This window comes from Bacillus sp. DWP3-1 (genome assembly GCF_049896565.1).
In the GTDB taxonomy this organism is placed as follows: domain Bacteria; phylum Bacillota; class Bacilli; order Bacillales; family Bacillaceae; genus Bacillus.
This window is the reverse complement of the sequence record NZ_JAFCUN010000002.1, coordinates 420003-446711: the sequence shown is the minus strand read 5'-3', so window position 1 is coordinate 446711 and position 26709 is coordinate 420003. Positions and strand designations below refer to the sequence as shown.

Annotated in this window: 27 protein-coding genes; 4 read left to right on the top strand and 23 right to left on the bottom strand. The window is 42.2% G+C overall.

Going from position 1 to position 26709, the window contains the following annotated elements; genetic code table 11:
* Positions 1-233: 233 nt before the first annotated feature.
* The 5 genes from ACP7A0_RS07670 to rpsU form a co-directional block, all read right to left on the bottom strand.
* The gene (locus tag ACP7A0_RS07670) at positions 234-731 is read right to left on the bottom strand and encodes a hypothetical protein (protein WP_426004741.1); all 498 of its coding nucleotides are present in this window, start codon (positions 729-731) and stop codon (positions 234-236) included.
* 31 nt (positions 732-762) lie between these two features.
* Entirely contained in the window at positions 763-1755 is a 993-nt protein-coding gene (floA, locus tag ACP7A0_RS07665; RefSeq protein WP_034661354.1) for a flotillin-like protein FloA, read from the bottom strand.
* Between the two features lie 26 nt (positions 1756-1781).
* Positions 1782-3095 carry an NfeD family protein gene (locus tag ACP7A0_RS07660; protein ID WP_106036875.1) on the bottom strand — a complete coding sequence of 438 codons (1314 nt, stop codon included), beginning with the start codon at positions 3093-3095 and terminating at the stop codon, positions 1782-1784.
* Positions 3096-3236: 141 nt separating this feature from the next.
* Positions 3237-3686, bottom strand: coding sequence for a GatB/YqeY domain-containing protein (locus ACP7A0_RS07655; protein WP_060596656.1), 450 nt, complete (start codon positions 3684-3686; stop codon positions 3237-3239).
* Between the two features lie 14 nt (positions 3687-3700).
* Complete coding sequence (rpsU, locus tag ACP7A0_RS07650; protein WP_003152957.1) at positions 3701-3874, bottom strand: 30S ribosomal protein S21; 174 nt, start codon at positions 3872-3874, stop codon at positions 3701-3703.
* A 182-nt stretch (positions 3875-4056) separates the two neighbouring features.
* Here rpsU and ACP7A0_RS07645 point away from each other — a divergent pair, with 182 nt between their 5' ends.
* On the top strand, positions 4057-4986 hold the full coding sequence (locus ACP7A0_RS07645) for a Na/Pi symporter (RefSeq protein WP_426004737.1): 930 nt from the start codon (positions 4057-4059) through the stop codon (positions 4984-4986).
* Between the two features lie 41 nt (positions 4987-5027).
* Here ACP7A0_RS07645 and mtaB read toward each other — a convergent pair whose 3' ends face one another.
* The 12 genes from mtaB to gpr form a co-directional block, all read right to left on the bottom strand.
* Positions 5028-6386: a tRNA (N(6)-L-threonylcarbamoyladenosine(37)-C(2))-methylthiotransferase MtaB gene (gene mtaB, locus ACP7A0_RS07640; RefSeq protein WP_034661359.1), complete on the bottom strand. Its 1359-nt coding sequence runs from the start codon at positions 6384-6386 to the stop codon at positions 5028-5030.
* Complete coding sequence (locus ACP7A0_RS07635) at positions 6386-7156, bottom strand: 16S rRNA (uracil(1498)-N(3))-methyltransferase (RefSeq protein ID WP_034661360.1); 771 nt, start codon at positions 7154-7156, stop codon at positions 6386-6388. Before ACP7A0_RS07635 ends, mtaB begins: the two co-directional genes overlap by 1 nt.
* 23 nt (positions 7157-7179) lie before the next feature.
* A complete protein-coding gene (prmA, locus tag ACP7A0_RS07630; RefSeq protein ID WP_426004734.1) occupies positions 7180-8115 on the bottom strand; it encodes a 50S ribosomal protein L11 methyltransferase in 936 nt (311 codons plus the stop codon).
* Between the two features lie 22 nt (positions 8116-8137).
* A complete protein-coding gene (gene dnaJ / locus ACP7A0_RS07625; protein ID WP_003217525.1) occupies positions 8138-9271 on the bottom strand; it encodes a molecular chaperone DnaJ in 1134 nt (377 codons plus the stop codon).
* A gap of 165 nt (positions 9272-9436) precedes the next feature.
* Positions 9437-11278, bottom strand: coding sequence for a molecular chaperone DnaK (gene dnaK / locus ACP7A0_RS07620; protein ID WP_034661361.1), 1842 nt, complete (start codon positions 11276-11278; stop codon positions 9437-9439).
* A 24-nt stretch (positions 11279-11302) separates the two neighbouring features.
* Entirely contained in the window at positions 11303-11860 is a 558-nt protein-coding gene (gene grpE, locus ACP7A0_RS07615; protein WP_034661362.1) for a nucleotide exchange factor GrpE, read from the bottom strand.
* Between the two features lie 63 nt (positions 11861-11923).
* Complete coding sequence (gene hrcA, locus ACP7A0_RS07610) at positions 11924-12955, bottom strand: heat-inducible transcriptional repressor HrcA (RefSeq protein WP_034661363.1); 1032 nt, start codon at positions 12953-12955, stop codon at positions 11924-11926.
* Positions 12956-13036: 81 nt separating this feature from the next.
* On the bottom strand, positions 13037-14176 hold the full coding sequence (gene hemW, locus ACP7A0_RS07605) for a radical SAM family heme chaperone HemW (RefSeq protein ID WP_187703970.1): 1140 nt from the start codon (positions 14174-14176) through the stop codon (positions 13037-13039).
* Positions 14177-14290: 114 nt separating this feature from the next.
* Positions 14291-16129 (bottom strand): translation elongation factor 4, encoded by a 1839-nt coding sequence (gene lepA, locus ACP7A0_RS07600; RefSeq protein WP_024423038.1) that lies wholly within the window; start codon positions 16127-16129, stop codon positions 14291-14293.
* A gap of 131 nt (positions 16130-16260) precedes the next feature.
* Positions 16261-16593, bottom strand: coding sequence for a YqxA family protein (locus tag ACP7A0_RS07595; protein WP_034661365.1), 333 nt, complete (start codon positions 16591-16593; stop codon positions 16261-16263).
* Positions 16594-16607: 14 nt separating this feature from the next.
* Complete coding sequence (locus ACP7A0_RS07590) at positions 16608-17816, bottom strand: stage II sporulation protein P (RefSeq protein WP_034661367.1); 1209 nt, start codon at positions 17814-17816, stop codon at positions 16608-16610.
* 66 nt (positions 17817-17882) lie between these two features.
* A complete protein-coding gene (gene gpr, locus ACP7A0_RS07585; RefSeq protein ID WP_034661368.1) occupies positions 17883-18998 on the bottom strand; it encodes a GPR endopeptidase in 1116 nt (371 codons plus the stop codon).
* A gap of 198 nt (positions 18999-19196) precedes the next feature.
* Between gpr and rpsT the strand changes: the two genes are divergently transcribed.
* A complete protein-coding gene (gene rpsT, locus ACP7A0_RS07580) occupies positions 19197-19463 on the top strand; it encodes a 30S ribosomal protein S20 (protein ID WP_008342485.1) in 267 nt (88 codons plus the stop codon).
* Positions 19464-19597: 134 nt separating this feature from the next.
* Here rpsT and holA read toward each other — a convergent pair whose 3' ends face one another.
* Positions 19598-20617, bottom strand: coding sequence for a DNA polymerase III subunit delta (holA, locus tag ACP7A0_RS07575; RefSeq protein WP_342689112.1), 1020 nt, complete (start codon positions 20615-20617; stop codon positions 19598-19600).
* A 237-nt stretch (positions 20618-20854) separates the two neighbouring features.
* Between holA and ACP7A0_RS07570 the strand changes: the two genes are divergently transcribed.
* Positions 20855-20989 (top strand): YqzM family protein, encoded by a 135-nt coding sequence (locus ACP7A0_RS07570; protein WP_012010638.1) that lies wholly within the window; start codon positions 20855-20857, stop codon positions 20987-20989.
* A 39-nt stretch (positions 20990-21028) separates the two neighbouring features.
* Here the strand turns inward: ACP7A0_RS07570 and ACP7A0_RS07565 are convergent, their stop codons facing one another.
* From ACP7A0_RS07565 to ACP7A0_RS07555, 3 genes are all read right to left on the bottom strand, one after another.
* Entirely contained in the window at positions 21029-23356 is a 2328-nt protein-coding gene (locus ACP7A0_RS07565) for a DNA internalization-related competence protein ComEC/Rec2 (protein WP_375567701.1), read from the bottom strand.
* Entirely contained in the window at positions 23349-23918 is a 570-nt protein-coding gene (locus ACP7A0_RS07560; protein WP_034661371.1) for a ComE operon protein 2, read from the bottom strand. The genes ACP7A0_RS07565 and ACP7A0_RS07560 overlap by 8 nt, the downstream gene beginning before the upstream one ends.
* Before the next feature lie 65 nt (positions 23919-23983).
* Complete coding sequence (locus ACP7A0_RS07555) at positions 23984-24613, bottom strand: helix-hairpin-helix domain-containing protein (RefSeq protein ID WP_334749794.1); 630 nt, start codon at positions 24611-24613, stop codon at positions 23984-23986.
* A gap of 90 nt (positions 24614-24703) precedes the next feature.
* On the opposite strand from ACP7A0_RS07555, the gene comER reads away from it, so the two are divergent.
* Positions 24704-25552 (top strand): late competence protein ComER, encoded by an 849-nt coding sequence (gene comER, locus ACP7A0_RS07550; protein WP_375565942.1) that lies wholly within the window; start codon positions 24704-24706, stop codon positions 25550-25552.
* A gap of 48 nt (positions 25553-25600) precedes the next feature.
* Here the strand turns inward: comER and ACP7A0_RS07545 are convergent, their stop codons facing one another.
* Both ACP7A0_RS07545 and rsfS read right to left on the bottom strand, forming a co-directional pair.
* Entirely contained in the window at positions 25601-26344 is a 744-nt protein-coding gene (locus tag ACP7A0_RS07545; RefSeq protein WP_034661374.1) for a class I SAM-dependent DNA methyltransferase, read from the bottom strand.
* Positions 26341-26697, bottom strand: a complete 357-nt coding sequence (gene rsfS / locus ACP7A0_RS07540) for a ribosome silencing factor (RefSeq protein WP_003217467.1) — start codon at positions 26695-26697, stop codon at positions 26341-26343. Before rsfS ends, ACP7A0_RS07545 begins: the two co-directional genes overlap by 4 nt.
* Positions 26698-26709: the final 12 nt, after the last annotated feature.

The window sequence follows — 26709 nt, the reverse complement described above, 5'->3', positions numbered from 1 at the left end:
ATGTACTGATCAATTTTACGAAGCAGGTGATCCTCTTCGACCAGTTGATCTAGCAATACAAATTCGGCTTCGTGCTGAGAAGAATTTCTAGTGTGGAACATGAGAAAAACACCTTCCTTTAGTATGCTTTTCTCTATTATAAAATGAGGAGATGGAAAGTTTAAGGGAAAAAATAAAGCTGTCGAGATTTTCTCGACAGCCTGAAGTCCCTTTATATAAAGGGACTTTCTTCTTTATCTTTTATATGGCCGTTTCATCGTTCTGTGCGGCTTTTTCGCGCGCGGCTCTCCAAATACTTCTCCAAGAAGCATGCCTTGAACAACAGTATTTTGGTTAAGCCTGTCAATGACGTACGGCTTCATTTCCGCAGCAGAAGCTTTCGGTCTGGTCAGCTGCCTTTCAAGAGATTTGAACTCTTTATTCAGCTCGCTTTTTCTTTCTTCCATTTCAGCTAGTGTAGCGGTATAACGATCCTGTAAGGACTGTGAACCTTGTTTCTTCATCCCGCCATGATCATGTACATCGCCGAAATCGTCCAACTGGTCTGTTTTGACTGGGTTCGGGCTGGTTTGTTCTGCTTTCTTTTGAGGCATAGGCTTATTCTGAGGAGCCGGCTTATGTTGCTGGTTGTTTTGTTCCTTCTCCTCTTGTTTGCCGATTTTCCCAAATACAGCAGAGATGATACCGATGATAATCGCAATTAGTAACGGATTTTCAAATAGAATGTCCATTGGGCTCCCTCCTTAAAGCGTGAGAGGATGCTTATTTGTTTTCATTATCAGATGGACCTTTTGTCATTTTACCAAATGAATCTCTCATATCCGTATCAGCATCGATATTCTTAATGTTCATGTAGTCCATGACTCCAATATTACCTTCGCGTAATGCTTCAGCCATTGCAAGTGGTACTTCAGCCTCTGCTTCTACGACTTTCGCGCGCATTTCTTCAACTCTTGCACGCATTTCTTGTTCTTGGGCAACAGCCATTGCGCGGCGTTCTTCCGCTTTCGCTTGTGCGATGTTTTTGTCTGCTTCTGCTTGGTCCGTTTGCAGAATCGCCCCGATGTTCTTACCGATATCCACATCTGCGATATCAATCGAGAGAATTTCAAACGCAGTACCTGAATCTAATCCTTTACCAAGAACCGTTTGAGAAATCATATCTGGATTTTCTAAAACCTTTTTATGATTATTTGATGAACCGATTGTAGAGACAATTCCTTCACCTACACGAGCAATGATTGTTTCTTCCCCTGCACCACCGACAAGTCGTTCGATGTTTGCGCGAACTGTAATACGTGCTTTGGCTTTTACTTCAATCCCGTCCATTGCCACACCAGAGATAAATGGTGTTTCAATGACTTTAGGATTTACACTCATTTGTACAGCTTCAAGTACGTCACGGCCTGCTAGGTCGATCGCTGCACAACGTGCAAAGTTCAATTCAATATTCGCACGTTGAGCCGCGATTAATGCGTTCACAACACGGTCAACGTTACCACCTGCCAGGTAGTGACTTTCTAATTGGTTAATCGTCACATCAAGACCTGCTTTATGTGCTTTGATGAGCGGATTGACCACTCGGTTTGGAATGACTCGACGAAGTCTCATTCCTACAAGTGTAAAAATGCTCACTCTTACGCCAGCCGCTAAGGCAGAAATCCACAGCATCACCGGTACAAAGGTGAAGAAGATCGATAGAACGATCAGACCTGCTGCGATAATCACAAATAATAGTAAAGTAGATGGATCCATTTTATTCCTCCTATAAAATCAGTTATCTATACTTTCCTCACGACAATGCGTGAGCCTTCCGCTTTGACGATTTTAACTTGTTCATCCTTGTCAATAAACGCACCTTCTGACACAACGTCAATGCGCTCATCTCCGAGTACAGCCGTCCCAGATGGGCGAAGCGCTGTTAATGTAACAGCGATCTGTCCAACAAGATCCTCTCTTGTTTCATTTGAGACATAACCGCTTTCTTTATTGGTTGAATCGGTTAAAATGAACTTTTTAAAAAATTTCATACGTTTCCCCAACACCTTTGTCAATAAAATAACTGCTATGATTGAAACAGCAGTGGCAATCAAGATGGAAATCGCCATTTCTGTAAAGCTTCCAGCTGCTAAAAATAAGCTGGCAACAACACAGATCAGTCCAATGACACCTACGATTCCCCCCGGCAAAAACAATTCCAGAATAATGAGCAATATCCCTGCTAAGAACAGGAACAACGTCTCATATCCTGCAAAACCAGCCACGAGATGTCCATAAAAGAATAAAAGAAGCGCTGTCACTCCCATGGTGCCTGGAACCCCAAAGCCAGGAGAATAGAGCTCAACAATTAACCCTAAGCTTGCGATGGATAAAAGGATTGGAATGACGATTGGGTGCGTGAGAAAGCGCGCAACCTTTTCAGCAAAGCTCACTTCATCGTATTGAACAGAAGCGTCTGCTAATTTCAGCTTCTGAAGCAAGTCATCTAAATTCTTCGCTTCACCTTCTGCGTAACCAAATTGAAGCGCTCGATCCGTATTAAAGGTGAGCAGTTCTCCTTTTGGTGCACCAGCATCCTTCGCATCTATGTCTGGATCAGCCATCGCAAGCGCATATTTCGGATCACGCCCCTGCTTTTCGGCAGCATCACTCATTTCAGCAAGCCATAGCGATTCAGATTTTTGATCGGCAGCATTGCCTTCCCCATCAATGATCGCAGCAGCTCCCATCTTTCCATTTGGGGTCATATAAATCTCGTCGGCATTTAGTGCAAGGAATGCCCCGGCTGAAAGCGCTCTATGATTCACAAATGCTGTCACAGGGATATCAGACGCACGAATGGTATCTGCAATCTCAAGCGCCGCATCGACTGCACCACCTGGTGTATTGATGTCTAGAATGATATGTTTCGCTCGTTCGGACTTTGCCTGCTCAAATGATCGTTCAATAAATTTAGAAAGTCCTTTTTCTACTGTATCTTCAATTGGGATAACATGAACTTTCTGATCTACTGATTTCGCGGTCAATTGAACCCCTAATAACAAGCATATTATAAAACAACTGAAGAGAGCAATAGAAATTTTTATTTTTTTCATCTATTTGGTGATCCCTCCTCTCTATCTTCCATTTTACCGTTCCTTTACATACGTTACAAATGTATCATAGGTTTCATTTTTATATGACAGAATGATGAAGGTATAAAAAAAGTACCCTTCTAACAATAGAAGGATACTTTTTTATTGAGACAGTTGCTCGCTGACAAGTCTGTTAATGACAGCACCATCAGCTTTACCTTTTACTTTTGGCATAATAGCGCTCATGACTTTACCCATATCAGCCTTCGATGAAGCACCTGTTTCAGCGATCGTTTCTTTCACGATCGTTTGCAGTTCTTCTTCAGAAAACTGTTCAGGTAAATAAACGTCTAAGATGTCAATCTCTTTTTGAACTTTATCTACTAAATCTAAGCGATTAGCTTTCGAAAATTCATGGAGGGAGTCTTTACGTTGCTTAATCTCGCGGGAAAGGACGGTTAGTTCCTCATCGCCGGTCAAACTGTCTTTCTTAAGCTTAATTGCTTCATTTTGGAGCGAAGCCTTTACCATACGAATGACAACAAGCTTGTCTTTCTCACGGTTTTTCATAAAAAGCTTCATATCAGTATTTAATTGCTCAAGAAGACTCATAAAATCCACCCTCTTTAGAATTTACGTTTTCTAGCAGCTTCAGACTTTTTCTTGCGCTTTACGCTAGGCTTTTCATAAAATTCACGCTTTCTTGCTTCTTGCAATGTTCCAGTTTTGGATACACTGCGTTTAAAGCGACGAAGAGCATCTTCAAGCGATTCGTTTTTTCTAACGACCGTTTTTGACATTCTCTTTCCCTCCCTCCGAATACACCAATCGACTGCATTAAAAAAAGATATACATGCAAAACATGTACCTAGACATTATAATATAAGCCTAGTGTGAGGTCAACTAAGTGATTTGGAAATATATTTTCGTCATGAGCAGGTAGACAAGTCCATATATTCATTGGTAAGAGGAGGACTTTTCTATGATGGCGATCATTTATTTTTGTGCACTTATTTTCATTTTTTTATGGTCAATGGGTTTGCTGAGAAAAGGATTAATGGCGCTTGCGTCGTCTCGTATTGAGAAATCACTTCTTCTCTTTACAGATCACCCAATAAAAGCATTCTTGGTTAGCATCGTATTTACAGGGATTCTTCAAAGCAGTTCAGCGTTTATGGTCATCGTGATCGGCTTTGTCAGTACAGGCATTCTCTCTTTTAAAAAATCCATTCCAATGATTCTTGGCACCAATATTGGCTCCACGTTTACAACAGAATTTATCGCCATTAAAATGGATGTTTTCATGTGGGTCTTAATCCTAGCTGGTCTGATATACATCATGTTAGGCAGGAAATCTTTTAGGCATGCAGGAAAAAGTATATTTGGGCTCGGGATGATCTTTTTTTGTATTCAAGGCTTTTCTAAAATTGCAGGTATGATGACAAGTCAACCTGAGACATTGCGCTTTCTTGAAATGATGCAGCATTCTGACTGGACGGCGCTGCTTTCGGGTACCATTTTCACAGCGATTGTTCATTCGAGCTCCGTCTGTATCGGCATTTTAATGGGGTTTATGAATGAAGGAACTGTTGGGCTTCAGGAAGGCATAAGCTTTGTGTTAGGGTCAAATATCGGGACATGTATTACAGCCGTAATGGCTGCCATATCTGGCGGCTATGCAGCACGTCAAACGGCTTATGCACACGTTTTGTTTAATGTGCTCGGCGTGCTTTTATGTCTCCCATTTCTCGCCATGATGACGGAATTCGTCGCCCTTCTTGCAAACGCTCCAGCCCAGCAAATTGCGCACTTCAGCCTGCTGTTTAATGTGGCAAGCTCTTTGCTTTTCTTCCCGTTCATTCATCCATTTCACACATTGATCTTATGTCTTTTACCAAATCAGTCAAAATAAAAAAACCAGCTTGCCCTTTTGGCAGCCGGTTTTTTTATCTATTATGAGGTCATTCTCACTTTGTCTGTTTGCACATCATCACTGATACGAACGAATTGTCCTTCGTTATAAGGATAACCCGCTTTCATGATTTTCACTTTGACCAAACGGCCGATCATGTCCTCTGTTCCTTCAAAAACAACCTTCATATAGTTATCTGTATATCCCACATAAAGATTGTGCTTTCCTTCTTGTTCTTTGAAGGATTCTTCCGGAATAATCTCTAGGACATCTCCTTCATAAGCTGATGCATATTCTTTCGCAAGCTGGTCAGAAAGAGCAATCAAGCGGTGGACGCGTTCGTTTTTCACATTTTCATCCACTTGATCTTCCATTCTTGCAGCTGGCGTACCTGTACGTTTGCTGTAAGGGAATACGTGTAGTTCAGAGAATTGATGGTCTTTGACAAAATTGTACGTTTCCAAAAACTCTTCCTCTGTTTCCCCAGGGAATCCAACAATCACATCAGAGGTGACAGCAAGGCCTGGCAATGCTTTTTTCAGCTTTGTTAAACGCTCTGCAAAGAATTCCATCGTATATTTACGGCGCATTCTTTTCAGGACTGTATTCGAGCCAGATTGAAGCGGGATGTGCAAGTGTCTGACAATCTTATCTGACTGATCAAGCACTTCAATCACTTCATCTGTAATTTGGCTTGCTTCGATAGATGAAATACGGATTCGTTTTAAACCGATGACACGTTCATCTAATTCTTTCAGAAGCTTTGCAAAGTTATAATCCTTTAAGTCTTCTCCGTATCCGCCTGTGTGAATACCTGTTAATACAATTTCTTTATAGCCGGCATCCACAAGCTGCTGCGCTTGGTTGATGACCTCTTCTGGATTACGAGAACGAAGAAGTCCGCGAGCCCAAGGAATAATGCAGAATGTACAGAAATTGTTACAGCCTTCTTGGATTTTTAATGAAGCGCGTGTTCTGTCTGTAAATGCAGGAACATCGAGTTCTTCAAACACACGTGCTTTCATGATATTGCCAACCCCATTAATCGGCTGTCTTTCTCTGCGATATTCTTCAATGTAACCGAGTAATTTATGTCTGTCTTGTGTTCCAACGACAATATCAACGCCAGGAATCGCCATGATTTCTGCTGGAGATGTTTGCGCATAACAGCCTGTTACACAAATGACACCATCCGGGTTATGACGAATGGCTCTTCTAATAACTTGGCGGCTTTTCTTATCGCCTGTATTCGTGACCGTACATGTATTAATGACATATACGTCTGCTTTTGATTCATACTCTTTTCTTTCATAGCCTGCTTCTTTAAACAGCTGCCAGATCGCTTCTGTTTCATAGTGATTGACCTTACAGCCAAGTGTATGGAACGCTACTGTTCCCATCATGATTCACCTCTTAATAACTCTGTTTGATAAGATATAGCAGAAAGCGCGTAAAGAGGAGCTGTTTCCGTTCTTAAAATGCGTGGTCCGAGCCCGCAAATGACTGCACCAAGCGTTTCAAGCTCGTCAATCTCCTTTTCTGCCAAACCGCCTTCAGGGCCAAAAACCACTAGCAAGGTTTGTCCGCCTTTCATCTGTTGAAGCACAGTTTGAAAGCGGCTTTGCTCTCCTTCTTTCGATGATTCTTCGTATGCAACGACACATTTATCGAATTCACCAGCTAATTGAGTCAGCTCTTTAAATGTTGATACTGGATCAACACGAGGAATGATATTCCGGTAGGACTGTTCAGCTGCTTCTTTCGCGATTTTCTCCCAGCGCTCTCGTTTTTTATGTGACTTCTTTTGGTCAAGTTTTGTAATAGAACGAGCCGCTTGAAATGGGATAAATGCACTTGCGCCAAGCTCTGTGCCTTTTTGGATAATCAGCTCAAGCTTATCTCCTTTTGGAAGACCGCTCGCAATTGTTACTTTTACCGGAAGCTCTCTGTCCTGATTTGTCCAGCCTTCAACGTGACAAATGACTTCTTCCTTTGTTATTGTATCAATTTTACTGAGCGCTTCAAAGCCGTCTGTCGTTAAGCAAAGGATTTCCTGCCCTGCTTTCATGCGCATGACGTTGGAAAGGTGATGTACATCTTCACCATTGATGACGATAGATCCCTTTGCGATCACTTCTTCTTTCGTGAGGTCGATAAAATATCGTTGCATACGTGTCCTGACACCTACTCGCTTTATTTTTTCGCTATAATGCTGACCCAATCTTCCATTGACAGCACTTCAACAATGTCAAAACCTGCTTCTTCTAGTGCTGTTTTGACTTGTAATTTCTTTTGTCCAATGATGCCTGATGTAATGAAATAGCCATCTTTCTTCAATAAGTCATAGGCTTGATCTGTAAAGCGCAAAATCACTTCTGCGAGAATGTTGGCGACGATCACATCACGTTCACCTGAAATCCCATCAAGTAAGTTGTTTTGCTTGACCGTCACTTGTTCGCTTACACCATTTAGCTCGATGTTTTGCTTCGCACTTTCAACCGCAACGGTGTCGAGATCAAAGGCTTGAATGTCCTTTGCACCAACCATCGCTGCTGCCACACTTAAAATCCCGGAGCCTGTTCCAACATCAATCACCGTATCGTTTTCCTTCACATAGCGCTCAAGCGCCTGAATACAAAGAACGGTTGTTGGATGTGTCCCTGTTCCAAAGGCCATTCCTGGGTCCATTTCAATAATCAGTTCATCAGAATGAACCGGAGTATATTCTTCCCATGTTGGAACGATGGTGAATTTTTCAGAGATTTTCACAGGATGATAGTATTTTTTCCATGCGGTGACCCATTCTTCTTCATTTACTTCACAAATGGACAGCGTATTTCGTCCAAGATCAATATCGTATAGAAGAAGATTATTGATGGCTTCTTTGATCTCATCTACCGTTTCCATTAAAAAGCTGTTCATTGGAAGATAGGCTTTGACGATGACCCCTTCTTCAGGATAGTCATTCGGATCGAGCTGGTAGATCTCACCGTATACATTTTCACGTTCCTTGACTAAATCAAGCGGGTCCTCAATCACGACACCACTAGCACCTGCTTCATGCAAAATATTGGTGATCGGTTCCACCGCTTCATTTGTTGTATGGACGCTAATTTCTGACCACTTCAATACTACCAACTCCTTATCCGTCTTACTCGCCTTTAAATGCACGTTTCACCTTATCGAAGAAGCTCATTTCTTGTTCGTCCGGTTTATTTCCGCTCACTTCAGCAAATTTTCTAATGATATCTTTTTGATTGTCCGTTAAATTTGTCGGTGTGACGACTCGTACAACGATATGCTGATCGCCTTGGCCATAGCCGCGTACATTCTTCACACCTTTTCCTTTGAGTCTAAACTTCGTGCCAGTTTGCGTGCCAGCAGGGACTTTCAATTTCACTTTACCGTGTAATGTCGGCACTTCAATTTCGTCACCTAATGCAGCCTGTGCAAAAGTTAGCGGCATTTCGCAGTAAATGTCATCTCCATCACGTTCGAAGAATTCATGCGAACGCACATGGAACACAACAAATAGATCGCCTGGAGGTCCTCCATTTACACCTGGTTCCCCTTGACCAGACACTCTGAGCTGCTGACCATCGTCAACACCTGCTGGGATCGTTACATTGATTTTCTTACGCTTACGCACTTTACCAGAGCCGCCACATGTAGAACATTTGTGATCGATTTGTTTTCCTGTTCCGCTGCAGTAGTTACATACTCTGCGGTTGACCACTTTACCAAACGGAGTTGACTGCTCAACATTTAATTGACCAGAGCCGCCGCAATGTGAACAAGTCTTTGCTTCTGTCCCAGGCTTTGCCCCTGATCCATGACATGTTTCACATGATTCCTCGCGAGGGATTTCAATCGTTGCTTCTTTCCCAAATGCTGCTTCTTCAAATGAAAGCGTCATTGTATATTGCAGGTCTGCTCCTTGACGCGGTGCATTTGGATCTCTTCTTCTGGCTCCGCCGCCAAAAATACTAGAGAAAATGTCATCAAAGCCACCGAAGCCGCCAAAGTCTCCTCCTCCGCCAAAACCGCCGCCGCCAAAGCCTTGGTTTGGATCGGTATGACCGAACTGGTCATATTGCGAACGTTTTTGATCGTCAGAAAGGGTTTCATAGGCTTCTTTTACTTCTTTGAATTTCTCATCTGAGCCAGCTTCTTTATTAATATCAGGGTGATACTTTTTTGAAAGCTTGCGGTATGCTTTTTTGATCTCGTCTTTTGAGGCGCTCTTACTCACGCCAAGCACTTCATAGTAATCACGCTTACTCATCTCTTCACACTCCCGATTTTCTCACATAAATACGATTGTATCATTTTGATTTGACCTTTTTCAATTGCTTTCATCATTGGAAAGAAAAAAAGTCAAAGCCAAGAGATCCTGACTTTGACTTTCTGACGAGTACGTTTCAGCAGTCTTTTTCAAAAGTAAAGGTGATTATTTTTTCTCTTGATCGTCGTTTACTTCTTCGTATTCTGCATCCACTACATTGTCATCTGCTTTTTGAGCACCTTCAGCGCCGCCTTCTTGCTGAGCTTGTGCTTGTTTTGCAGCTTCTTCATAGAGCTTTGTCGTTAGTTCTTGAACGATTGTTTGCAGCTCATCTTTTTTCGCTTTGATGTCTTCAAGCTCGCCTTTTTCGATCGCAGCTTTTAGTGCATCTTTCGCGTCGTTTGCTTTTTTCACTTGCTCTTCATCGATTTTGCCTTCTAGATCTTTTAATGTTTTTTCAGTTGTAAACACTAATTGATCTGCTTCATTGCGCACTTCGATTTCTTCTTTTTTCTTCGCATCTGCTTCAGCATTTTCTTCTGCTTCTTTCACCATTTTTTCGATCTCATCATCAGAAAGACCTGAAGAAGATTTGATTGTGATGTTTTGCTCTTTGCCTGTACCCATATCTTTCGCACGTACGTTGACAATACCATTTTTATCGATATCAAAAGATACTTCGATTTGCGGTACGCCGCGTGGTGCTGGCGGGATGTCAGTCAATTGGAAACGGCCTAATGTTTTGTTGTCTGCAGCCATTGGGCGCTCACCTTGCAGGACATGGATGTCTACCGCTGTTTGGTTGTCAGCAGCCGTTGAGAATACTTGAGATTTACTTGTTGGAATTGTTGTATTACGTTCAATCAGCTTCGTGAATACGCCGCCCATTGTTTCAATTCCTAAAGAAAGTGGTGTTACGTCAAGAAGAACAACGTCTTTGACATCTCCTGTGATGACTCCCCCTTGGATCGCCGCACCAAGAGCAACCACTTCATCAGGGTTTACACCTTTATGAGGCTCTTTGCCTGTTTCTTTTTTGATTGCTTCTTGTACTGCAGGAATACGAGTTGATCCACCAACAAGGATGACTTTATCAATCTCGCTAGCAGATAAACCAGCATCTTTCAATGATTGACGTACAGGTGTCATTGTACGCTCTACAAGATCTGCAGATAGCTCTTCGAATTTAGCACGCGTCAGCGTTAATTCAAGGTGAAGAGGACCTGCTTCTCCAGCTGTGATAAATGGCAATGAGATTTGTGTAGAAGATACACCAGAAAGATCTTTTTTCGCTTTTTCAGCAGCATCTTTTAAACGCTGAAGCGCCATTTTATCTTTAGAAAGGTCAATACCATTTTCTTTTTTGAATTCAGCTACTAGGTGATCAATGATAACTTGGTCAAAATCGTCTCCACCAAGACGGTTGTCACCAGCAGTTGAGCGTACTTCAAAGACCCCGTCTCCAAGCTCAAGGATTGATACGTCAAATGTACCGCCGCCAAGGTCGTATACAAGAATCGTTTGATCTTCTTCTGTTTTATCTAAACCATACGCAAGTGCAGCTGCTGTTGGTTCGTTGATGATACGTTCTACTTCAAGACCAGCAATTTTACCAGCATCTTTTGTCGCTTGGCGTTCTGCATCGTTGAAGTAAGCAGGAACTGTGATAACAGCTTTTGTTACTTCTTCGCCAAGATAGCCTTCAGCATAAGATTTAAGGTGTTGAAGAATGATTGCAGAGATTTCCTGCGGTGTATAGTTCTTGCCTTCAACTTCTACTTTATAATCTGTACCCATATGTCTTTTAACAGACATGATCGTGTTCGGGTTTGTAATTGATTGACGTTTCGCTACTTCACCAACTTGGCGCTCTCCGTTTTTAAAAGCGACAACAGATGGTGTTGTACGTGCTCCTTCAGCGTTTGCAATAACTTTTGGCTCTCCGCCTTCAAGTACTGCAACACATGAGTTTGTTGTTCCTAAGTCAATCCCAATGATTTTACTCATAATCGATGACCTCCCATTATGTAGTTATTGATTTACTTTTACCATTGATGGACGAATAACTCGGTCTTTGAGTTTATAGCCCTTTTGCAATTCTTCTACTACGATATTTGAATCGACGTTTTCATCTTCAACTTGCATGACGGCTTGATGAAGGTTTGGATCGAACTCTTTGCCGACAGCTTCAATCGGTTCAACGCCTTCATTTTTCAACGCTTCTACCAGCTGGCGGTAAACCATTTGCATTCCTTCTAACAAACTTTTCGTCTGCTCATTGTCTGGATCAATTCCAAGCGCTCTTTCAAAGTTGTCAAGAGCTGGGAGAAGATCGCTGACAACATGTTGAGAACGATATTTTTGCACGGTCTCCACTTCAGTTCGAGCACGGCGTTTATAGTTTTCAAAATCTGCTTGAACACGCAGAATTTTGTTTTCTTTTTCATCTAGAAGCTGCTGCAATTCATCGATTTTCTCTTGGAAGGCAGACTGTTCATCATGTGTTACTTCCTCAGTATCTGCTTGAACTGCTTCTTCTTGTGCTTCAACCTCTGCTTCTTGCTCAGGTGTCTGTTTTTCTTCTGACATTGTGTTCACCTCCCTCAAAAGATTCAAGAATACGAAGGGGCAATGCCCCTATCTTTTATCACCCTACTCATCATACAAATTGGAAAGTGCGTTTGACAAGTCTTTTGATACATGATGCAAAAGACTAACGACTCGCCCGTAATCCATGCGGGTTGGACCGATGATGGCAATGGAGCCAAGTGATTTTTGATCAATCGAATAAGTGGCTGTGATCAAACTGCAGTTCTCCATTGCTTCCAAATTGTTTTCTGAACCGATTTTAATGGTGATTCCTTGCTGATTTGGATGAAACAGCTGCATGACATCATTCTTTTGCTCAATCAGCATCATGAGTGAGCGAATGCGGTCGATGTCATGAAACTCTGGCTGATTCAACATATTAATCTTCCCGCCAAAGAAAAGTTTTGATTCATTTTGTGTCGATGTAAATGTGCTGCCCAGCGCATCTAAAATGTGATCATAATCTTTTAAATGTGTGCGCAGAAGCATGACCACTTCTTTATACATCCTGTCCTTCAGCTGGTCCATTGGAACGCCAGCTAATCGGCTATTCAAAATATTCATCAGCTTCTCAATATCGGAGACATCGAGATGCTCAGAGAAGGTAATGGTTTTGTTTTCAACATGCCCGCTATCTGTAATCATGATCGCTACTGCTTTGTTTGGCTGAACGGGGACAAGTTGAATTTGCTTTAATCGATTTTCACTCAGCTTTGGACCAAGCACAATCGATGTATAGTTTGTGAGATCTGATAAAATTTCCGCCGATTTTTGAACTGTTTTTTCCAGCTCAAAAATTTTCTCCTGAAAAGCCGACTGGATGAGCACAAGTTCTTTAGACGACAGTTTTCGCGGAGAGAGCAAATGATCTACATAATAACGATATCCTTTTTCTGAAGGAATTCTTCCAGATGAAGAATGGGTCTTTTCAATAAAACCAAGTTCCTCCAAATCAGCCATTTCGTTTCTAATCGTCGCAGAGCTGAATGTGATGTCCTCTTTTTTAGAAAGAGTCCTTGACCCCACTGGCTGCGCCGAACGAATAAAGTCATTAATGATGACTTGCAGAATCAAAAGCTGACGATTTGTTAACATCATCATCACCCCTGTTAGCACTCTCTTTCAACGAGTGCTAATTGTATAAACAAAATTACCAAACTCAAATTAAAATGTCAATTATAACTCACCGAGAAACGCTTGAAATACTTCATTTCCTAACAATTTCCCTTTTCTTGTTAAACGAATGCCGATGTCATCTTTTACAATGAGACCTTTTTCTTCTAATTCTTCAAGAACAGTGGAAAAAAGAGCTTCTGGTGCAGCACCATATTTGGCTTGGAAGTCGGCACTTTTCACCCCTTCGATCTTTCGAAGGCCTAAGAACATTTCTTCTTCTATCTGCTCTGCTTTTGTGACCTGATGAGTTTCCTTATACGGGAACCCAGTTTGCTCAATCAGTTCCAAGTAATGCTTCACAGGCCCTGCGTTCACATTTCGGATGCCATCTACATACCCGTGTGCTCCTGCACCGAAACCGAAGTAGTCTTCATTGCTCCAATAGGTCAGGTTATGCTGGCTTTCAAAGCCAGGTTTTGCGTAATTGCTAATTTCGTATTGCTTTAATCCATGTCGCTCCATTTCATCCATCACAAGCTCATACATTTCAGCCTCACGTTCTTGCGGCGGTAAATGCAGTTTGCCTTTTTGCATTAAGTTGTAAAAAACTGTTTTCGGCTCCACTATCAGTGAGTAGACAGAATAATGCTCTGCCCCTAATGAGAAAGCTGTCTCAAGTGAATTCATCACATGATGCTTTTCTTGATGCGGCAATCCAAACATGAGGTCGAGGCTAATGTTGTCAAATCCAACGGCTCTTGCTCGCTGGAAAGACGTGAGGACATCTTTCTTTTGATGAACTCGTCCGATTTTTTTGAGTAAATCGTCTTCAAAGGTTTGCACCCCAAAGCTTAGCCGATTGACGCCGGCTGCTTTTAACACATGCAGCTTCTCGAGTGATAATTCATCTGGGTTTGCTTCCACTGCAAATTCAACCAGATGTTTTGCCGGTTTTAACACTCGGTGAATGCTGTTCATGAGCTGGTCTAGCTGGCTGACGGTCAGTGATGTCGGCGTTCCCCCGCCAATAAAGATCGTCTTTAGTTCTTGCTCGCCCTTTTGCTCGATCGTGTGCTGCATCTCTTTTTCAAGAGCCGCTAAGTATTCATCGACTGGCTGCGTTTTAATGAAAAATTTATTGAAATCACAATAGTGGCAAATGTGCTCACAAAATGGAATATGAATGTATGCTGCTTTCATTTGATGACACCTTCTTTACAGGTAAAGAGCCGCAGTTTATCGCTGCGGCACCTTTGTTTGTTTTCGACTATAAACGCCAAGGCTGACATTGTAAAGCAGGTTGCCTTGAGGGTGTTATTTTTTTGGTGTGCTGTCGTCCATCTTCAGCACAGCCATAAATGCTTCTTGCGGGACTTCAACAGAGCCCACTTGCTTCATGCGCTTTTTCCCTTCTTTTTGCTTCTCAAGAAGCTTCCTTTTCCGGGAAATGTCTCCACCATAACATTTAGCAAGTACGTTTTTACGCATCGCTTTAATGGTAGAACGAGCCACGATTTTTTGTCCAATCGCTGCTTGAACTGGTACTTCAAAATGCTGGCGTGGAATGAGTTCTTTCAGCTTTTCTACGATGATCTTGCCTCGTTCATATGCGTAATCACGGTGAACAATAAAGGAAAGGGCATCGATTTTTTCGCCATTCAGCATGATATCCATTTTCACTAGAGTAGATGGGCGATAGCCAATCAGCTCATAGTCAAAGGACGCATAGCCTTTTGTGTTGGACTTTAGCTGATCAAAGAATTCGTACACGATCTCCGCCAAAGGAATTTCGTACACAATGCTCACTCGGTTTGCATCAAGGTATTGCATATCAATGAAATTGCCGCGCTTTCCTTGGCAAAGCTCCATGACAGAGCCTACATAGTCATTCGGCACCATCATTGTTGCTTTCACGTATGGTTCTTCAATTCGCTCAATCTTTTGCGGATCAGGCAGATTGGACGGGTTATCTACGACGATTTTTTCTCCGTCTGTCATATACACATCGTAAATAACACTTGGTGCTGTCGTAATAAGATCGATTTTGAATTCACGTTCAATCCGTTCTTGGATGATTTCCATATGAAGCATTCCAAGAAAGCCGCAGCGGAAACCGAAGCCAAGTGCTTGGGATGTCTCTGCCTCATATTGAAGGGAAGAATCATTTAATTCAAGCTTTTCTAGGGCTTCACGTAAGTCATTATATTTCGCTGTGTCAATCGGATAAAGTCCGCAGTACACCATTGGGTTCAGCTTTCTGTATCCTGGCAGCGCTTCTTTCGCTGGGTTCTCCGCACTTGTGATCGTATCCCCCACACGTGTATCACCGACATTTTTAATCGCTGCTGTTAAGTAGCCAACATCTCCAACAGTGAGTTCATCTGTCGGCATGGCTTTTGGTGTGAATACGCCGACTTCAAGCACTTCAAATTCTTTGCCCGTCGCCATCATTTTGATTTTCTGACCTGGTCTGACGGTTCCTTCAACAATTCGTATGTACGCAATAACGCCGCGATACGCATCGTAGAGAGAATCAAAAATAAGCGCTTGAAGCGGTGCTTCTGGGTCTCCAGCAGGTGCCGGCACCTTTTCGACGATTTGTTCTAAAATATCTTCGATCCCAATACCCGCCTTAGCAGAGGTGAGAACAGCTTCAGACGCATCCAACCCGATGACATCTTCAATTTCTTCTCTTACACGCTCAGGCTCTGCACTTGGCAGATCGATTTTATTGATAATCGGAAGAATCTCTAAGTTGTTATCAAGAGCTAAATAAACGTTCGCAAGTGTCTGTGCTTCAATTCCTTGTGCTGCATCTACTACAAGAATCGCACCTTCACAGGCAGCAAGGCTTCGAGATACCTCATAGGTGAAGTCGACATGCCCTGGTGTATCAATCAGGTGCATAATATATTCTTCTCCATCCTTCGCCTTATATTTCAGCTGGACAGAGTTTAATTTAATCGTTATGCCGCGTTCACGCTCTAAGTCCATGGAATCAAGTAATTGTTCTTTCATTTCTCGCTGAGTAATCGCCGCTGTTTTTTCCAAAATACGGTCCGCCAATGTGGATTTCCCATGGTCAATATGGGCGATAATGGAGAAATTTCGAATTCTTGATTGCCGTTCTAATCGTTTTTCTTTATCTGTCACAATCTATCACTCCTACTATAAAACGCGGGTTGCGCTAGCTTAGATTATATCAATAGGGCTGTAAAGATTCAATCGAAATCAAGAAAAGCCGCTCATCGGTCAGCGGCTTTAGTCATATGGTATTGATTTATTTATTTCCCATTCATCCAATCATAAAGAGAACGGGCTGCATGTGTCATGCCATCAGACAGCGCTTTTCCTGCCTTGGAGAAGGCATTAAAGCTCTCTATTTCCTCAAGCTGCTTTTGTTTTTCGGCAAGATCCTTTTCTGTAACAGCCGTTCCTAAGATAGAGGCTTCTCGTTCTTCATCGTCGTTCATTTGGATGGAGAACGCGCCTTTTAATTGCGGGTCATGGTAACCCTTCATTTGCAGCATGCCATTATTCGCCTGCTGCATTCCTAAAAAGACGCCAAATAGCAAGACTAGTCCTAAAATAATGGTTTTTCCAATAAATGATCCCATGCACCGTCACCACCTTAAGAGCGTTTTTTCTCATCCTTTGCTTTGCCGTTCACCTTTTCCGCGTCCCAGAAAATGTCGCTGAAGACATCAGCTGCTGCATTGGATGCATTTTTCAACTCTTCCATATTATTATCCACTCCGCCAAATTCTAAAAGTAGGGCTTTGTCGGATAAATCTTGATTATAAATTCCATTATCGCCAATTTCTCCTTTGGCAAACACACCGACACTGAGACCTTTATATTTTTTCTCCATCAAATGGTGGAACTCCGTCGCAAGCTTGAGATTTTTCTCATAGCTTTGATTCTTCTTCCCTACAACAAACGCAATTCTCGCATATTTTTTTCCTTTGATCTCGACAGTGGTGTCTTTCTTTCTTCTTGAGTCACGGTGGATATCAATTAAGTATTCGAGGTCATCATTTTTCGCTAAGGCTTCTTTTACGACCAATCTTGATTCATTATAAGATTGAGGATACTTTAATCCTTTTTGCAGGAGCCTTTTTTCAACTTCCGTTTTGTCGACCGTATTCCCGATTCCTTGCTGATCAAGCGCCTTTCCGAACATGTCGCCGACAAGGGTGACATTCACTTTTGAGTGCCGTGCATTGTTTGGATTCGTTTCTCCTTTTAAAAATGGTAAATATGATTCCGTATTATGCGTGTGGTAAATGTACACGGCTTTTCGTTTTCCTGTCGACCGGTCCGGCTCTTTCGCAGGCTTTTTCGGCACATCTTTGTCGAGCTTGTCCAACTCTGCCAAATTTGCTTCTTTTTCATCTTGGATGACTTCACTTGGCGGCGGCGATTCCATTGGCATGTTGGTATAGTCTGTTCCTTCACCCGCTAAGATGATTTTTGTATCAAAATGTTCAAAACCTGGGAGTTCTCTCCCTAGAAAACTACGCGGGTCTTCTAAATTGATACTAGTCGCAAGCTTGAGTGACAGTCCAGAGAAATGAAACCCTTTTTGATCTTTCGGGACTGCTGAGGCGAAATATTGATTTTCCATACCCATTAATGTAGCGAAGAACGCTCCGGAAAGCTCATCTGCTACACCATATAGCGAGGCTTGCGGCCTCAGCTCTGGCTTTAAAGATGTCAACGCCCCTGACATCACAAACACCACAACAAGCGAGGCTATAAATAAGAAAATGCTTTTCACTACTTTTGTTCCATTAATCGCAACGACCAACTGTCGAGGACGGCGGGGTCTTTTTTTCATGATTTACTCCCTCCAGCACGCTTTCTAGTAATTACACTATGAGCGAGCTAGAGAAAGTAGAACCGATTAATGATTATAAGAACCCATGTTATCTTGAGAGATTTTTTGATGGAGTGCTGTATTTAATCCATTGGCGAGTACGTTTGCCATATCATCAATGAATGTATCCACTTCCTTAGGCGTGACCATTAAATTTTGCCCTAGCGGCGCAAGTACTTCATGAATCAGCTGCCGTTTCTCTTCTTCCGGAAGAGTCCCTACGATACCTAAAAATGATTGACGCGTTTCCTCATCTGGTAAGTCTTCTTCGTTTAGCACTTTTTTCTTCCCAAAAGTCAAACCAGCCGGCACAAGAGAGCGGGACGGCCGGTCATCTTTCAGTTCTCTACCAAAATGCTTTAAGACATAATCAATTGTGTCACTTGCAATGGTTACTGCATCTACCACTGTTGGAACGCCAATCGCAATCACTGGAATCCCCAACGTTTCTTTGCTTAATTCTTTCCGCTTATTCCCTACACCTGAACCGGGATGGATGCCTGTATCAGAGATTTGAATCGTGGTATTCACCCGTTCCACTGCACGAGCAGCAAGAGCATCGATTGCAATGACAAAATCAGGTTTGGACCGCTCGATTACACCTTGTATAATGTCGCTTGTTTCAATACCGGTCAGTCCCATCACTCCCGGTGATAAAGAGGACACTGGGCGATACCCTTCCTGTACATTTTCCGGCTGCAATTCAAAGAGATGCCGGGTCACAAGCAGGCTTTCAACCGTGAGCGGGCCTAGCGCATCTGGCGTGACATTCCAGTTTCCTAGTCCTACTACAAGACAGCTCGCATCAGCCTGAATGCCTCGGTCTTTTAAAAACTGAGCAAAATGACGCGCAAATACTTCGACGACTTTTTCCTGCATCTCAGAATCTTTCTCCCGAATGCCCTGCGCCTCAAGCGTCAAGTATGTTCCTGCCTTTTTGCTGGTCAGCTCCTCCCCTTCTTTCGTGATCTCCACTGTGCGTATACGGATGCCGTGCTCCTCTTTTTCCTTTTCGACAATCCCTTGAATTCCGTCCTTTTTGACGACATTCGGATCGTTCTCTTGTTCTAGTATCTCTTTTGTTTCAACAGCCAAGTCTGTCCGGATTTGATAAGCACTTAAATCAAGTTTCTGTTTCTCCATAAAAAGACTCCTTCCACCAAGTAATTAACAGTAGTCTTTCCATCTCTTTAAAGAAACATTCGAGCGCTTCATCAATGAAAAATACTTTACATTTATATTGCATTCTAAAGGTGTGTTTGATAGAATACAACTTGTTCTATTGTGAAGATTTAACCTTAAGACAATTGTGTTTAGGTTGTATCTTAGGAGGTGAAACACATGCCAAATATTAAATCAGCGATCAAACGTACAAAAACGAATAACGAACGCCGTGCACACAACGCAACAATCAAGTCTGCGATGCGTACTGCGATTAAACAAGTTGAAGTTTCTGTAGCTAACAACGATGCTGAGCAAGCAAAAGCTGCTCTTTCTTCTGCTGCAAAACGCATTGACAAAGCCGTTAAAACTGGTCTTGTACACAAAAACGCAGCTGCGCGTTACAAGTCAAGACTTGCTAAACAAGTAAACGGACTTTCTGCATAATGCTTGCAACGCCTCAGTGATGAGGCAACTGTTTAACTGTACGTCCGTCCTGACCGGCTCAGCCATTAGGACAGACTGGCAATTATACATCTAAACAAAAACGACCCTCTTTTTAGAAGGTCGTTTTTTTATGTTCAAGCGCCCAATAGTCGAAGCAGGAACAATTCTAACAATAGCTGCTTGTCCTTTTTACCGGTTTTCATTTCATAATCGATCGTTGATAGCTCTTTGACAATCTGCTTGAGCTCTTCTTCTGAAAACAGCCTTGCCTGATCCATAGCAAGTTTGACGCGGAATGGGTGGACTTTTAGATTTGAAGCAATTTGTTTTTGCCCATATCCTTGCTGAGCGAAATACTTCGTCTGCAAAATCAATCGAAATTGAGTTGATATGAGTGCTAATATTTTAATGGGTTCCTCATTTTGTTTCAGCAAATCATAAAACATCTGCATGGCCTCAGAGCGGCGTCTGTTGACAATTTGGTTAATTAATTCGAAAATATTCTGCTCTAAGCTTCTTGCAACGAGCTGATTGACATCCGCTAATTCAATTTCTTCTCGTTCTCCAATATATGTACTCAGCTTCCTGACCTCTTGAAACAATGTGGATAGACTCCCACCGCATAGCATCACAAGCTGCTCAGCCGCTTCAGATGTCATCGCCTTTCCTTCTGTTTTCACCAATGTAATGGTGAAATCCGTTGTTTCTTTTGGGTTTAACTCTTTTGCCTCAACCATAGCCGCTTTCTTTTTTAGCAATTTGGTGATTTTCTTCCGTTCATCCAGCTTTTCATATGGTGCTAATAACACGAGAATGGTATAAGGCGCCGGCTTTTCTAAATAAGCTTCTAACACAGAAAGCTCATGCTCAATCTTCTCCTTTTTCTTTTCCGCTGTAAGAAAATAAGGATTCTTGATCACAACGAGACGCCTTTCTCCCATAAACGGAAAGGTTTCTGCATCCGTCACAGCCTGTTCAAGCGGCACCTCTTCCATATCAAAGACGGAGTAATTAAAATCCTTCGTCTCCTCGTCTACTACAGCTTGTCTTAATTTAGCTGCTGTTTCTTGCAGTAAATACGTTTCTTTTCCATATAAGCAATAAACGGGATGGATATCCCCTCTTTTAAAATTGTTCCAAACTTCAAAGACCATAAATTGAATCCCTCTCTTTCACTTCCTCCTCTATCCTAAAGTGTGTGAAGACATTAGTAAAGAGGAAGCTGAAAGTGCCGCCTCCTCATTTATAGTAAACGTCTGGTGCAAGCTCCCGGGTCAGCTCGCTGTCAGACGATATTCATAAAATGATCATGAAAATGGAAAACGGTTACTTTACCTTCTAGCAATTCCAAATGAGTTCAAGTATACTAAAATTAGCCAGGAGGGATGAAAATGAATGAATTTGAAAAAAATGTTCAAAGCAAGCGGAATGATGTGACCGACTCAGCCGTTGGTTTTATCGTCACATTCGGATTTTTCGCCTCAATGTTTATTTTGGCAACAATTATACACCTCGTTGGATCTTAACTTCATGATTGCTAAATGACTGCCGTTTTGGCAGTTTTTTTATTGATTTTGTAAGATATCATATGGAGGTTGCGTGTAAAACGTTCCTTTCTTCTCAAGAAATTCATAGGTCACACTTCCGTCTCGATCTGTGCGGTACACCTCCATTTGATGATCCTTTAGTTTTTTCAAAACTTCCTGATGAGGATGCTGATAACGATTGCGTTCACCAGCCGAAATGAGTGCATAGGACGGCTCCAGATGTCGAAGCCACTCCTCACTTGTTGACCCTTTACTGCCATGATGCCCAACCTTTAAGACATCCGCTCGCAGGTGGGGATAGGCTTCTATGATGTCTCGTTCCCCTTCTTGTTCAAGGTCTCCAGTGAACAGAAAACGTTTCCCACCAAGAGTAAAAGCCAGAACGAGTGAATCATTGTTCTTACTTGTCACCCGGTCTTGCGAAGGGTGCAGAACCTCAAATATGTGCTCTCCAACTCGGAGCTGATCTCCTCTTTCTAATTCATCAATAAATATCCCTTTTTTAGCTGCTTCTTTTAGCAGCTTTGCGTCCTCTGGACTTCGGGCAAAGCCTTTTGGTATGGCCAGCCGCTTTACTTTATTTCGGTTGATTAAACGAACCGCTTCTCCCATGTGATCTTGATCCGCATGCGTGAGAATCAGCACATCAAGTTTTGCTATACCTTTAGAATGCAGAAACGGGATCAGCGTTTGATCACCGATCGTAGATACTTTACGTCTTTTTTTCCACGGTTCCTCTTCAAAAGAAAGTCTGCCCCCTGTATCCACAAGCAGATGCCCCTTTCGATAGGGCAGTTGAATAAACAAACTATCCCCCTGCCCTACATCCAGCATCGTGACCTCCCCTTTTTGGAGAAAGTTCGGAGTAAAAAAGTGTACACTCAAAACACCAATGGAAAAAAGAATTGGCACAGAATAGGATTTCACAGAAGCTTTGCACTCCATCACAAACAGCAGAAAAACAATGGCACTCACTTCCAGAAGAATATGCCACCAAGTAGATTTCATAAAAATCAAGTTAAACCCATTAAAAACTGCCATATGTGCTGACAACTGATGACTTAGCTGGATGACCGAATCAAGCAGCTGGAACAATGCTTGTCCAAGAGGGAGATAAATGATGGACAAAAGAAAAAAGAGTAAGGACAGAGGCAGGACAACCGTCGTATAAAAAGGGACAAACATCATATTCAATGGGATGCTCAGCAAAGAAAATTGCTGAAAATGATATAAAAGAACAGGAAGCGAGGCAAGCTGCGCAACAAAGGATATAAGGAATAACTGCATCACTGCACTTTTCGCTTGTGATAAGATTCTGGTCGATAACAAAATAAAGAACGTTACCACGAATGAAAGCTGAAATCCGATATCAAATAGATATAGAGGATGAAACGCTAATAAGAGTAAAAACGTTGCGCTTAATACGACAGCAGAAGGCTGTTTCATTTCTTTCGGCAGGCTCGTCATCACTAAATAGATTCCTGCCATGAGACAAGCTCTTAAAACCGATGGTGCAGCACCTGTCAAACAAGCATAAACAGGAAGAAAGCATAATAGAAGAATACGTGCTGTCTCTCTTGTCACACCGGCACGAAGCAGACACCAAAATAAACAGGCAAGAAGCGTTTGCACATGCAGTCCTGAGATCGCTAACAGATGAATAATGCCGAGCATTTGATAGTCTCTTAATGTGTCAGGATCAATCAACTCACGATCACCAAAAATAAGGGCCTGTACAATGCCTACAGAGTTTTTCGGCACATGATCTTCTAAGAATTTTAAGCCCTTTTGCCTCATCGCTTGAAGATAATAGGAAGGTCTGTCTTTTTTTGTACAGCCTTTGATTGACTGCGGTAAGAAAATGGCGCTAATGCCTTTTGATTTTAGAAATTGATCATATTGAAACCCGTTAGGAATGGTTGCGTGTTTAGGCGGCCGAACATCACCTGTCATATGACAGCTCATACCTGGCTCTACATCTTTTAGCGCCTCTTTTTCACGCTCTGTTTGAATGGTATAGAAAGCAGCTAGCCGTTCATGTTCTGTTGACACAGTTGCTGAAAAACGATTGCCATCTGTCTTCGGAATACTTTCAATCACAACGGAGCCGGAAAGAAATTTTTCTTGTACAGGTTGATCCGTTTCAAAAAACTCATGAACCATAAAAATAAGAGTATAAACAGCTCCACATAGGCTGATCATGAGAAAGAGCTTGGGAATTTTTTTCAGTAGGCTGAGAAGTAATATGATGAGAAGAAAGAGAAGGAAATACACATGAAGATGATATGCAGCCAGAGCAATTCCAACAGCTGCTGAAATTGCCCCAAACGGCAAATAATTAAACATAGGAAGTAAATAATTGATTCGCCTTCTCATGCATAACGCGAATTTCTGTTTCACTAAGTCCTGATTCACTTAGCTTGCCAATTAAATCTGCAACAAAGGCCAATTTTTCTTGATTTTTTAAGTCGATGATCATTTCATCCAGTTCAACTTGTTCCGTTTGAACACCTGCCTGCTCAAATAAATCAACGGCATATGGGTGATTTTTATAATCCTTTGCATAGTACACGGTTCGAATACCTGCTTGAATAATGGCTTTACAGCACTGCAAACAAGGAAAATGCGTGACATATATTTCAGCATCCGCTGTAGGTGCACCAAATTTGGCACATTGTAAAATAGCGTTCATTTCCGCATGGATGGTGCGAACGCAGTGATGATCAATGACATAGCATCCCACATCTGCACAATGGACATCACCAGCAATTGAGCCATTATATCCCCCTGCAATGATACGCTTGTCTCTGACGATGGTCGCCCCAACAGCTAACCGCTCACAGGTGCTTCGTAAAGCAAGCAAATGGCTTTGTGCCATAAAATATTGATTCCATGAAATTCTTTCCACGAGCTGATCCCTCCAGAATGATGGTTGGTATTAAGTGTACATGCCTTCTTTCTATACCGTCAATTCTACTTCACGGTCAATTCACTTTTCAGCCGTTCAATGGTCTTCTCCCCAAAACCTGAAATGTTCCGCAAATCTTCAATTTGTTGAAATTCCCCGTGTTCCTCTCTGTACGTAATGATGGCTTCTGCTTTAGCTGGCCCTATTCCGTTAATGGTTTGCAATTCCGCCGCATCAGCCTGATTGACATTGACACCTTGACTCTTTTCTTTACCCGATGGAGCGTCAGTAGCTGCTATTTGCGTCTGCCTCTCCGCTTCTCCCTGCTTCCGGACATAAATCATCATACTGTCCTCTAATTTTGCTGCTTGATTGATTTCAATCGTATCTGCTTTACTAGTAAAGCCCCCTGCTCTCCGAATCGCTTCTTCTACCCGTGCATCAAATTGAAACGTATAAACCCCTGGCTTTTTCACAGCTCCTTTGACCTCTACAAAAATGGGAGATGATTCATTATCGGTCTTTTCTTGTTTGTCTTCTAATGTGACTTGTATGTCTTTATCTTCCTTCAATACACTTGGCTCTCTGCTGCTCTCCCTATTTCCTGCGAAAAGGAAGAAAGTGATGATGATCACGACCATGAGCCCAGCTCCGATATAAAGACTGTATTTTTTCAATGGAATGAGTCGCTTCACGTGCTCACGCTTCTTTCAATCATATTTTTCTATTGCTCAACATACTGTTTAGAAGATAACAGATCCTATGCGCCTAAGGAGGGAGAACGTTTGAATATCGGGATAATCGGTACAGGAAACATGGGTACCATACTTACTGAGGCATTTATTGAATCAAAGGCAGTCAATCCCTCATCCATCACCATCACAAACCGGACCATAGAAAAAGCGTTCAATATAAAAAAGAACCACCCAGAGCTTGAAGTAACGAAACAGCTTACAGGAGCTGTCATGAATAAGGATTTCATCTTTGTTTGTGTCAAGCCGCTTGATATTTATCCACTTTTAAAAGAGCTGAGCCCTCTTTTAACAGAACAGCAAACCATTGTCATCATTACAAGTCCGGTTCACCCTGAACAGCTTCAGGATATCGTTCCTTGTCAAACAGCCAGGCTGATTCCAAGCATTACGAACCGTGCTTTATCAGGAGCGTCACTTTTAACATTTGGATCGTCATGCAGTGTCGCGACGAAAACAGCGTTAAGACAGTTAGCTTCCTGCATTTCAACACCCGTTGAGATTCATCATTCGATTACAAGAGCGGCGTCAGATATCGTCAGCTGCGGTCCTGCCTTTATCAGCTTTCTCGTTCAGAAAATGATTGAAGCAGCTGTCGAAGAAACAGATATTTCTAAAGAAGAAGCCACCACCTTATCAGAAGATATGCTTGTAGGACTTGGCCGTTTGATTGAAAAAAGAGTCTATACCCTTCCGACACTGCAAGACAAAGTGTGTGTTAAAGGCGGCGTCACTGGTGAAGGGATTAAAGCACTTGAAGCAGGTGTTCAAGATATGTTTCACCGCCTCTTTCAAAACACCCATGAAAAATTCGATGAAGACCTTGAAGCGGTTGCGCATCAATACCCGCCAAGTGTGTTTACTGATGATCGCAGAAATTAATCATCTCTGCAACAAGCGAAAAAAGGGTTTTAAAAAACCATCGTTCCATTAAACGATGGTTTTTGGTTTCTTAGCTGAAATGAAATATCTTTCGGCGAATTCCCCAGGGACTTCATTTGTAAAATCAGCGGTCACTTCTATCTGTTCAAAGCCAGCGGACTCAAGGAACGCCGCATATGTCTCAAATGGAAATGTACGCTGTTCATGTGTCTCATCATAACGCTGATACACGTCTCCGTCCTTTACAAAAAAGCTTAAATCGTGAATGACCGAATACATGTCATCCCCTTTATCACTCTGCCAAATATAGCTGATCTCTTCATCTTGATCGGCATAAGTCGAACCTGGGAATACCTCTTCCATTTTATAAGGTGTATGAACATCAAAGAGTAAAACCCCATCTGCCTCTAAAAGCTGAAACATGTTTTTAAAGGTTTTTTTGACGTCATTTTCGTTTTTTAAGTAATTCAAGGAATCACAGCAAATAACCGCTGCTTGAAAGACTTGCTCAAAACCCGTAAGCTCTCTCATATCTTGATGTAAAAATTGAATGGACTGCTTTTTCGCCTGTGCTTTTTGCTGCGCGAAGACCAGCATTTCTTCACTGAGGTCAATTCCTGTGACTGTGTGGCCCTTTTCAGCTAACCGAAGAGAAATTTCTCCAGTCCCACAGCCAACATCAATAATGGCAGCATTCGGTTTGATATTCTGCTGGATCCACTGAACCCATTCATCATAAGGTGCATGTGTCATGAGCTCGTCATACACACCTGCAAACCCTTGATAAATCATGAGTTAATGCCAAGTGAAAGCGTTTCTCTCGGCGCATCTCCCCATAGCTTCTCTAGGTTGTAGTATCCTCTTTCTTCTTTGTGGAACACATGAGCAATGACATCACCAAGATCAATCAATACCCATCTTGCTTCATCAAAGCCTTCCATCTTCTTCACTTCGATTCCACTTTCCTCTGCAAGATGTTTTACTTCTCTTGCAATGGCCTGCACTTGCTTATCAGAGTTCCCGTGACAAATGAGAAAATAATCGGCAACAAGTGAGATTCCTTGCATATTAAGGGCAATAATATCCTCAGCCCGTTTATCATCGCATGCTCCTGCCGCGACGTTTAAAATTGATGATGAATCCATCCAAATTCCTCC